The following is an 8,866-nucleotide window of genomic DNA, read 5'->3' on the forward strand; positions in this document are numbered from 1 at the left end:
GTCCAAGGATATGGTGCTTGCGGCACTATGTCAGTTCAGACATAGTCGGGAGAAGGGCGCGGCGGCCATGCGAAAGATCGTCGGATGGATGGCACTCCTCACCATGGGGCTGACCGGCTGCGGGGGCACGGTCGGCACCGGCACCACCGCCGTCCGTACGACGGCCGCCGAGTCCCCCGCCTCCACCACGGAGACGGCCCCCGCCACGAGCGCGCCCACCCAGAGCGCGCCGCCCACCGGCCCCAACGTCTCGGGCTGCTTCACCGAGCAGGACGGCAAGATCTTCACCCACGTCCGCGGCCTGCCCGGCGTGATCGCCGGCGACGGCCCGGTGGGCGTGGTGATCACCTACGAGCGCCGCGGCACCGTGTGCTCCTGGCGCCCGCTGTCGGACCGCCTGGTCGCCGCCGGCTACCGCGTCCTGCTGTACGCCAGGGACGCCGGCCTCCTCCCCGAGGACGGCGCGGTCGCCATGGGCAAGCGCCTGGCCAAGGAGAAGGGCGTCGAGCGGCTGTTCCTGGTCGGCGGCTCGATCGGCGCCACGGCCTCGGTCCCGGCGGCCGAACGGCTGGGCGCCGAGGTGGCCGGCGTCGTCGCCCTGTCAGGCGAGATCGACAAGGGCGACGCCGCCGCGCTCACCGTGCCGCTGCTGCAGATCGGCTCCGAGCACGACTCCTACGGCGGCGCCGGGTCGATGCGCGAGGCCGAGGCCGCCGCGACCAAGGCCCCGGACAACCAGGTGCTGGTCATCCCCGGCGAGTCGCTGCACGCCTCGGCCCTGTTCGGCAGCCCTCACGCCGCCAAGGTGCTCGACACGGTCGTGGCGTTCATGGACCGGCACAAGGGCTGATCTCGACCAGGTTGTCGTGGAAGGCGGGCCCCCTGCCCATGTCGCCGTCCCGCTCGGCCACGACCGCGTTGGCGTTCGCACCGCCCGGGGTCAGCTTGGGCCACCGGCCCTTGAGCGAGGCCACCACGCCGGGCGCGACCCGGTCGCTGATCTCCACGTCGGCCAGGAACTCGCCGCCGTCGTTGTGCACCCGTACGCGCTGCCCGGCCACCAGCCCGCGGGCGGCCGCGTCGGCCGGGTTCACCAGCACGGCCGGGCCCTTGGCCCGCCGCCGCAGCTCCGGATTGTTGGCGAAGATCGTGTTCAGGAACGTGTGCGAGGCCGGCGTGACCAGCGTCAGCGGGTACGCCGACCGGTCGGCGACCGCCGTGTGCGAGGGCACGTACGCCTTCCCGGCGGGCGGGAAGCGCAGCCGCCCGGAAGGCGTCGGGAAGCCCTCGGCGAACGGCGCGAACGGCTTGGGGTAGTTCATCCGCACCCACCCCTCCTTGCGCAGCCGGTCCAGCGTGACGCCTTCGAGCGACGGGTGCCCGCCCGACAGCAGCGACTCGGCCAGCTCCAGGTCGGAGTCGTAGAGGGACGGCTCGGTCAGCCCCATGTGCGCGGCCAGCCGACGGAAGGTCTCGGTCGTGGACAGGCACTCGCCGGGCGGCGGCACGGCGGGCTCGTTCCACAGCAGGTACATGTGGCCGTACCCGGCGTGCAGGTCCATGTGCTCGGTCTGCATGGTCGCGGGCAGCACGATGTCGGCGTAGTCCACGGTGTCGGTCGGGAACTGCTCCATGACGACCGTGAACAGGTCCTCGCGGGCGAGCTGCCGCCTGATCGTGTTGGCGTCGGGGGTCGAGCCGAGCGGGTTGGCGGCGTACACCCACAGGCATTTCACGTCGTCGAGCTGGGAGCCGAGCTTGGTCATGACCAGCGTGCGCACCGGCTTGGCCAGCAGGTCGTCGCGGGTGTCGACGGTCACGCGCACGTGACCGCTCGTCGAGTACGCCACACCGCCGCCCGGATGCCGCCAGTCGCCCGTCACGCCGGGGATCGCGGCGATCGTGCGCATCGCGGTGCCGCCGCCGGCGTGCCGCTGGATGCCCATGGTGGCGCGGATCGCGGTCGGCCGGGTGTGGGCCAGGCGCATCCCCAGGCTGTGGACGTCCTCGGCTGGGATGCCGGTGATCTCCGCCACCCGCTCCACCGGGTACTCCAGGATCTCCTTGCGGAAGTCCTCCCAGCCCTCGGTGTGCTCGGCCAGGAACTCCTCGTCCTGGGCGTTCTCCGCCAGCACGACGTTGAGCAGCCCGAGCGCGAGCGCGGCGTCCGTGCCCGGCCTGATCGCCAGGTGCTGGTCGGCCTGGTCGGCGGTCCTGGTGCGGATGGGGTCGATGGCGACCACGTACGCGCCGTCCGCGCGGGCGTCCTGGATGAACTTCCACAGGTGGTGGCCGCTGGTCAGCGTGTTCGTGCCCCAGAGCAGGATCAGCCTGGCCTGGGCGAAGTTCTCCGGGTCCATGCCGCCCGCGGTGCCGTTGGCCTTCATCAGCCCGCTGCTGCCGGCCGCCGAGCAGATGTTCAGCCAGTGCTTGGACGCCCCCAGCACGTTCCAGAACCGGCGGCCCGCCACGCCCTCGCAGCCCTGGAGGTACCCCAGCGACCCGGTGCCCAGGTACGGCCAGATCGCCTGGCCGCCGTGCTCGTCCACGATGGTCCGCAGCCGCGCCGAGATCTCGTCGAGCGCCTCGTCCCAGGTGATCCGCTCGAACTGCCCCGACCCCTTCGGCCCGGTGCGCCGCATCGGGTACAGGATGCGGTCGTCCGCCTGCGTGTGCTCCAGGTACCGGTTGACCTTCACGCACAGCGCGCCGCGGGTGTAGGGGTGGTCGGGGTTGCCGCGCATCTTGACGGCCTGCCCGTCCCGCACGGTCACGACCCAGGAGCAGGTGTCCGGGCAGTCAAGCGGACATGCCCCCAAAACCCTCAAATCACCCGACATGCGCACAGCCTACGTCGAGAGGCAGCCGTGGCGGGCGACCGTCCGCGCCCGCGACATCGCCGAGCCGACCTCGGATAAGAACTCAAAGGTGAACGGTTGGAGTTCCACCGTGTACCCTGCCTCGCGCAGCCTGGCCGCGACGTACTCGGCCGACGCGTCGTGACCGGGCCGCCCGGCCGCGCGGTTTTTCCTGTGTGCGCCGGGCGTCGGGGGCGACGAAGGCCGGCACCGGCATCGCGAGAGTGAACATGCCAGACACGCGGGCAGGTCAATGCTGGTCGGGTCCGTACCCGATGCGCGCGCCGGAGCGGCGAACGAGGACACTGGAGAACAGAGATCGTACGGTCCGGCCGGGAAGGTGCAGAATCACTGTCGGTGGCCGAAATCAGGGAACGAGACGATGACACGGAGGACCTCGCGGAGGGGGATCCAGCCGTGGCCGAGCCACGCGCCGACGGCGGCGTCTACGTAGTCGAGCCGCTCCTTCCCCAGCGGTTGCGGCGGCCGTCCGACCTGTTGCGCTTCTTCGCGACGCTGACGGTGCTCGCGGCGGTGATCCTGCTCGCCCTCGTCGCCAAGCAGACGCTCAACGGCCTGGAGCAGGACGTCAAGGTCGGCGCCGAGATGGTCCCGCTGCTCAGCCGGGTCGCGGCCTTCATCGGCAGCGCCGCCGTGCTGATCGTGCCCGCCGCGTTCGCCGTCGAGCGGGTCTTCCACCGCGACGGCCTGCGCGTCGCCGAAGGGCTGATCGCGGCCATCATCGGCATGGCCGGGTCGTTCCTGCTCGGCCAGTGGATCGAGGCCAGCAGCCTGACCGACCTGCGCATCCTGCTCACCGGCGACCGCGCGATCGAGCCGCTGAACACGCTGCTCACCTCGGTGATCGCCTACACCACCGCGGTGCGCATCGCCCGCCGCCCCACGTGGCGCATGCTCATGTGGACCTCGATCGCCCTCTACATCCTCACCTACTTCTCCGGCAGGCAGATCACCCTGCCCAGCGCCATCGTGACCGTCCTGGTCGGCATGGCCATCGGCTACGCCACCCTCTACGGCGTCGGCAGCCCCAACACCCGCCCGCCCGGCAGCGCCGTGGTCGCCGCGCTGCGCAAGCTGTCCTTCTCGCCCGTCTCCGCCCGCCGCATCGAGGACGACCACCAGGGCAGCCGCCGCTACGCCATCGGCCTCAAGGACGGCACCAGCCTCGACGTCACCGTCCTCGACCGCGACCGCCAGGTGGCCGGGCTGCCGTACCGGCTGTGGCGGCGCATCAGGCTCAACTCCGAGACCAGGCGCCGGGCCATCCGCTCGCTCCGGGCCGAGCTGGAACGCGAGGCCCTGATGGCGTACGCGGCCCAGGCCGCCGGCGCCAGCACGCCGCGCCTGCTCGGCACCAGCGAGATCGGCACCGAGGCCGCCCTGCTCGCCTACGAGCACATCGAGACCCGCCCGCTCGACGAGGTGCCCGACGCCGAGATCGACGACGCCCTGCTCGCCCAGATCTGGGAGCAGGTCGAGCTGCTGCAGATCCAGCGGCTGGCACACCGGCGGCTCACCGGCGACAGCATCCACCTCGACCGCGCGGGCCGGGTCGTGCTGACCGACGCCCGCAGCGGCGAGATCGCCGCCGGCGACCTGCTGCTCCGGCTCGACATCGCCCAGCTCCTCACCTACCTGGCGCTGCGCGTCGGCGCCGAGCGCTCGGTCCGGGCCGCCGCCGCCGTGATGGGCCCCGACGCCCTCGCCGCCGCCATGCCGCTGCTCCAGCGCATCGCCCTGACCAGGGAGACCCGCTCGGCCCTGTCCAAGGCCAAGAACGTGCTCACGGGCCTGCGCGACCACATCGTCGCCCTCAAGCCCCAGGGCAAGGTCGAAGAGGTACGCCTGGAGCGCTTCCGCCCGCGCACCCTGATCACGATCATCGCCAGCACGGTCGCCGCCTACGTCGTGCTGTCCCAGCTCAGCAAGGTCGACCTCTACAAGGTGGCGACCACCGCCAACTGGGCGTGGTCCGGCCTGGCGCTGATCGCCTCGTTCACCAGCTTCGTCGCCGCCGCCCTCATGCTGCGCGGGTTCGTCCCGGAACGCCTGCCGCTGTGGCGCACCGTCCTGGTGCAGTTCGCGTCGTCGTTCGTCAAGCTGGTCGCGCCCGCCGCGGTCGGCGGCGTCGCGATCAACACCCGCTACCTGCAGAAACGCGGCATCGCGCCGGCGCTCGCGGTGGCCAGCGTGGGCGCCTCGCAGCTCATCATGCTGGTCTTCCACATCGCCCTGCTGCTGCTGTTCGCCTACATCACCGGCTCCGACGCCGCCACCTCCTTCACCCCCTCACGCGGCCTGGTCGTGGCGATGCTCGCCATCGCGCTGCTGGTCGCGGTGGTGCTCGGCGTGCCGCCGCTGCGCAGGCTCGTGACCGTGCGGATGCGCAGGCTGTTCTCGAACGTGCTGCCCCGCCTGCTCGACGTGCTCCAGTCGCCGGCCAAGATGATCGAGGCCGCCTTCGGCACGCTCATGATCACGATCGCGTTCGTGGCCTGCCTCGACGCCTGCGTCGCGGCGTTCGGCGGCGAGCTGAGCTTCACCGCCGTCGCCGTCGTCTACCTCACGGCCAACGCCATCGGCTCGGCCGCCCCCACCCCGGGCGGCCTCGGCGCCGTCGAGTACGCGCTCACCCTCGGCCTGGTCGCGGCCGGCCTCGAATGGGACCTGGCGGCCTCGGCCGTGCTGCTGCACCGGCTGCTCACGTTCTGGCTGCCGGTGCTGCCGGGCTGGGCCGCCTTCACCTACCTCCAGCGGCACGAGGCCCTGTGAACCGCCCTCGGGCGGCACGGGGCCCCGTGCGCCGCGGGTGATCAGCGGGCCGACGTGACCGGCTCGGTGATCTTGTCGATCGCCGCCAGCTCGCTCTCGGTGAAGACCGGGCCGTCCACGCACGCCACGTTGTCCTCCAGCTGCCGGACACTGCTCGCCCCGATCAGCACGCTGGTCACCCGCGGGTCGCGCAGCGTCCACGACAGAGCCATCTGGGCCAGCGTCTGACCCCGGCCCCTGGCGATCTCGTTGAGGTCGCGCGCCAGGTCCCGGTCGATCTGCTCGGCGCTCAGGAACCGGCTCGTCGCCGCCCGCGAGCCCTCGGGCACGCCCTCCAGGTAGCGGTCGGTGAGCAGCCCCTGCGCCAGCGGCGAGTACACGATGCAGCCCATGCCCGCCTCCTCCAGCACGTCGAGCAGCCCGTCGTCCTCGATCCACCGGTTGATCATCGAGTACGACGGCTGGTGGATGAGCAGCGGCGTGCCCAGCTCGCGCATGATCCGCGCGGCCTGCGCGGTCTGCTCGGCCGAGTAGTTGGAGACGCCCGCGTAGAGCGCCTTGCCCGAGCGCACCGCCCGGTCCAGCGCCCCCATCGTCTCCTCCAGCGGCGTCTCCGGGTCCGGACGGTGGCTGTAGAACACGTCCACGTACTCCAGGCCCATGCGGGCGAGCGACTGGTCGAGGCTGGCCAGCACGTACTTGCGCGACCCCCACTCCCCGTACGGCCCCGGCCACATGTCGTACCCGGCCTTGGTCGAGATGACCAGCTCGTCCCGGTACGCCGCGAAGTCCTCCCGAAGGATCCGCCCGAAGTTCCGCTCCGCCGACCCGTACGGCACGCCGTAGTTGTTGGCCAGGTCGAAATGCGTCACCCCGAGGTCGAACGCGCGCCGCAGCACCGCCCGCGAGTTCTCGATCGGCCGGTCGTCGCCGAAGTTGTGCCACAACCCCAGCGACACCGCCGGCAACCGCAGCCCGCTGCGCCCGCTGCGGTTGTACGGCTGACGCTCGTAACGCCGCTCATCGGCCACGAAGCTCACGCCGTCCCCCTCTCGATGATCCAGGACAGCGCGAACGCCTCCTCGCGCCAGGCGTCGTACCGGCCGCTGCGCCCGCCGTGCCCCGCGCCCATCTCCGTCTTCAGCAGGAACGGCCCGCCGGACGCGGTCGCCCGTAGCCGCGCGATCCACTTGGCCGGCTCGTGGTACAGCACCCGCGTGTCGTTCAGGCTGGTGATCGCCAGGATCGGCGGGTACACCCTGCCGTCCACGTTCTCGTACGGCGAATAACTCTTCATGTACGCGTAGACGTCCGGGTTGTGCAGCGGGTCGCCCCACTCGTCCCATTCGATCACCGTCAGCGGCAACGACGGGTCGAGGATCGTGTTGAGCGCGTCCACGAACGGCACCTCGGCCACCACCCCCGCGAACTCCTCGGGAGCCAGGTTCGTCACCGCGCCCATCAGCAGCCCGCCCGCCGAGCCGCCGCGCGCGACGATCCGCCCGCTCCAGCCGCTCGCCTTCAGCTGCCTGGCCGCCGCCACGAAGTCGGTGAACGTGTTCCGCTTCCTGGTCAGCTTGCCGTCCTCGTACCAGTGACGGCCCATCTCGCCGCCGCCCCTGACGTGCGCGATGGCGAAGACGAACCCGCGGTCGAGCAGCGACAGCCGGGGAACCGAGAACCCGGGGTCGATCGAGGTCTCGTAGCTGCCGTAGCCGTAGAGCAGGGTCGGGGCCGGCGTCGTGGTGTCCTTGCGCTTGACGATCGAGATCGGCACGCGCGTGCCGTCCTCGGCCGTCGCCCACTCCCGGAACTGCTCGTAGTCGCCCGCGTCGTAGCCGCCCAGCACCGGACGCTGCTTGAGCAGGATCAGCTCGTGCGAGTCCAGCTCGTAGTCGTAGACGCTCGGCGGCGTCACCATGCTCGTGTACGCCAGCCGGAGCCGCGTCGTCGTGAACTCGGGGTTGCCCGCCGGGCCGACGTCGTACAGGGGCTCGGGGAAGTCGATCTCGTACGCGTTCCGCTCGGCGGCCTCGATGCGCTCGCGCCAGCCCGCGCCCGCGGCGCTGTAGGGCAGCACCCGCAGGCCGGTCAGGCCGTCACGGCGGAAGTGCACGACGGCGTGGTCGGAGAAGGCGTCGATCTCCAGCAGCCTGGTGTCCTCGCGGTGCCCGATCAGCGGGGTCCAGGAGCCGGGCTCGTCGATGGGGGCCGTGGCCAGCTCGAAGTTCTCGGCGTTCTCGTTGTGCAGGACGTAGAAGAAGTCGCCCGCGTGCTCGACGCCGTACTCCACGCCGGTCTTCCTGGGCCTGACGACCTGGAACTCGCCGGTGGGGTCGGAGGCGTCGAGGATGCGCACCTCGCTGGTGATCTTGCTGCCCGCGCCCAGCACGAGGTACCGCTCGCTGCGGGTCAGCCCGATGCCCACCCAGTAGCGCTCGTCGGTCTCCTCGTAGACCAGGACGTCCTCTTCCGTCCCGAGGGTGTGCCGGTAGACCCGGTAGGGACGCCAGGCGTCGTCCACGCGCGTGTAGAAGAACGCCGAGCCGTCGGCCGACCAGGCGCCGCCGTAGAAGATGTCCTTGATCTCGTCGGTCAGCACCTCGCCCGTCTCGAGGTTCCTGAACCTCAGCGTGAAGCGCTCGTCGCCCTTGTAGTCGGTGGAGTAGGCCAGCATCGTCCCGTCGGGCGTGACGGCGCTGGTGCCGACGGAGAAGAACGCGCTGTCGCCGGCGAGCTCGTTGCCGTCGAGCACGACCTGCTCGCGCTCGAGGCGCTCGCCCGGGGTGATCTGCGGCGGCGCGTCACTGTCGGCCGGCACCCGGCAGGACACCGCGTACTGCTTGCCCTCCTCGGTACGCGTGAAGTACCACCACGCCCCCTTGCGGCTCGGCACCGACAGGTCGGTCTCCTGGGTGCGCCCCTTGATCTCCTGGAAGACCTGCTCCTGGAGCGCGGCGAGATGCGCGGTGTGCTCTTTGAGAAAGTCGTTCTCTGCCTCCAGGTACGCCGTTGTGTCCGGGTCGTCCTTGTTGCTTAGCCAGGCGTACTCGTCGATGAACGTGTCGCCGTGATGGATGCGCTCAGTCGGTACCTTCTTCGCCACTGGCGGCGTGTTGCTGCTCACGGGGGGAGTCTATGTTCGGCCGTGATCGTTCTGTGGCCGGGAGAGCCGGCGAACGCGTCCCGAGTGGTCGGGAGCGCTGCTAATCTTT

Annotated in this window: 5 protein-coding genes; 2 read left to right on the forward strand and 3 right to left on the reverse strand. The window is 71.0% G+C overall.

All coding sequences use genetic code 11. The features are described 5' to 3' along the window. Positions 1 to 88: 88 nt before the first annotated feature. A complete protein-coding gene (locus tag ACNF49_RS07790) occupies positions 89 to 850 on the forward strand; it encodes an alpha/beta hydrolase (RefSeq protein WP_482943248.1) in 762 nt (253 codons plus the stop codon). Here the strand turns inward: ACNF49_RS07790 and ACNF49_RS07795 are convergent. Beyond that, positions 828 to 2,840, reverse strand: coding sequence for a molybdopterin-containing oxidoreductase family protein (locus ACNF49_RS07795; protein ID WP_498702262.1), 2,013 nt, complete (start codon positions 2,838 to 2,840; stop codon positions 828 to 830). The genes ACNF49_RS07790 and ACNF49_RS07795 overlap by 23 nt on opposite strands. Before the next feature lie 435 nt (positions 2,841 to 3,275). Here ACNF49_RS07795 and ACNF49_RS07800 point away from each other — a divergent pair, with 435 nt between their 5' ends. After that, complete coding sequence (locus ACNF49_RS07800; protein ID WP_357986778.1) at positions 3,276 to 5,651, forward strand: lysylphosphatidylglycerol synthase transmembrane domain-containing protein; 2,376 nt, start codon at positions 3,276 to 3,278, stop codon at positions 5,649 to 5,651. Between the two features lie 41 nt (positions 5,652 to 5,692). Here the strand turns inward: ACNF49_RS07800 and mgrA are convergent, their stop codons facing one another. Together mgrA and ACNF49_RS07810 are read right to left on the reverse strand one after the other, a co-directional pair. Beyond that, the gene (gene mgrA, locus ACNF49_RS07805) at positions 5,693 to 6,691 is read right to left on the reverse strand and encodes an L-glyceraldehyde 3-phosphate reductase (RefSeq protein WP_397166678.1); all 999 of its coding nucleotides are present in this window, start codon (positions 6,689 to 6,691) and stop codon (positions 5,693 to 5,695) included. Beyond that, on the reverse strand, positions 6,688 to 8,778 hold the full coding sequence (locus ACNF49_RS07810) for a S9 family peptidase (protein WP_482943250.1): 2,091 nt from the start codon (positions 8,776 to 8,778) through the stop codon (positions 6,688 to 6,690). The genes mgrA and ACNF49_RS07810 overlap by 4 nt, the downstream gene beginning before the upstream one ends. Positions 8,779 to 8,866: the final 88 nt, after the last annotated feature.

Source organism: Actinomadura sp. ATCC 39365 (genome assembly GCF_054392275.1).